1 protein-coding gene and 1 pseudogene are annotated in these 1,438 nt (G+C 63.6%); one reads left to right on the top strand and one right to left on the bottom strand.

Annotation, left to right across the window (positions count from 1 at the left end; translation table 11 throughout):
• Positions 1 to 842, top strand: a pseudogene (locus tag EN893_RS33850) (bifunctional [glutamine synthetase] adenylyltransferase/[glutamine synthetase]-adenylyl-L-tyrosine phosphorylase); the annotation flags it as partial.
• 93 nt (positions 843 to 935) lie between these two features.
• Here EN893_RS33850 and EN893_RS33845 read toward each other — a convergent pair.
• On the bottom strand, positions 936 to 1,438 hold a 503-nt coding region (locus EN893_RS33845; protein WP_245490956.1), incomplete at its 5' end, for an ATP-binding protein.

The following is a 1,438-nucleotide window of genomic DNA, read 5'->3' as shown; positions in this document are numbered from 1 at the left end:
TCGGTATGGGCAAGCTTGGCAGCCGCGAGCTGACCGCCGGATCGGATGTCGACCTGATCCTGCTCTACGACCACGCGTCGGATGCCGAAGAGTCCGATGGCGACAAGCCGCTGGCACCTTCGCATTACTACACCCGCATGACGCAAAGGCTGATCGCGGCGGTGTCCGCGCCGACGGCGGAGGGGGTGCTCTACGAACTCGACCTGCGCCTGCGGCCGTCCGGCAACAAGGGACCGGTGGCCACCCATATCGATGCCTTCAAGAAATACCAGCGCCAGGAAGCCTGGACCTGGGAGCACATGGCGCTGGCCCGCGCGCGCGCCATAGCCGGTGACGCTAGCCTGTGCGGCGAGGTTGAAGCGGAAGTAGCGGCTGTACTTGGCCAGCCGCGCGATGCTGCAAAGGTGATGGCCGAGGCTGCGGACATGCGGGCCATGATCGAGAAGGAAAAGCCGCCGCGCGATCTCTGGGACATCAAGCTTATTCCCGGCGGCCTCATCGATCTCGAATTCATCGCCCAGGTGGCCGTCATTACCGGGCAAGTCGAGACCGGGCGCCGCGCCACCGGCACCGCCGAGATCCTGTCGCGCCTGGCACCGGGCTTCGCGGCTGCCGGGGTGAGGCAGGAGCTTGGCGATGCCTACGCGCTCTATCTGGCGCTGACCCAGATGACGCGGTTGTGCCTCACGGGAGCCTTCGAGCGCGACGACGTTCCGCCGGGGCTTTCGGATCTGCTTCTGGCGGTGACCGACCTGCCGGATTTCGGTGTGCTGGAAGCACACCTCAAGGAGACGTCGCAGAAGGTCAGGAAGGATTTCGATCTTTTGCTTCGTACGGGATGACCGTGAAGCGGTCGTTCGGAGTATCGGACAAAAATGAGACCCTGTTTGGGGAAATCCGATGCTCAAGCAAAGAGATAGAGCCGGCGGAAAATCTCACGCTGCAACCTTGATCGCCAGCACGGCCCTCTTCACCGGAATGCGCACCGACACGATCGTGCCGACACCTTCGCTCGACCGGATCTTCAGCGCGCCGCCCTGAAGCTCGGCCAGCGAACGTGAGATGGCAAGGCCAAGGCCAGACCCGGCATGGCTCTTGGAGAACTGGTTCTGCACCTGCTCGAAGGGCCGTCCGAGCTTGCCGAGCGCCTCCTTGGGGATGCCGCAGCCATTGTCCTCGATCGTCAGCACCAGCGCACCGGATGTGTTGCGGGCCCTGACCGATATGTGGCCGCCCTGGCCGGTGAACTTCACCGCATTGGACAAAAGGTTGATGACGATCTGCTTGATCGCACGGCGATCGGCGACCAGCGTCAGCGCATCGGCAATGCGCGTTTCCACGGTGATGGCCTTTTGCGCCGCCTGCAGCGAAACGACGCGTACGGTTTCGCTGATCAGCGGGCCGAGGTCGATTTCTTCCCGGTCCAGAGAGAACTGGC

The organism is Mesorhizobium sp. M7A.F.Ca.CA.004.04.2.1, from assembly GCF_004022825.1.
Taxonomy (GTDB): domain Bacteria; phylum Pseudomonadota; class Alphaproteobacteria; order Rhizobiales; family Rhizobiaceae; genus Mesorhizobium.
The sequence above is the reverse complement of the archived record's forward strand: the minus strand, read 5'-3'. Positions and strand labels throughout refer to the sequence as shown.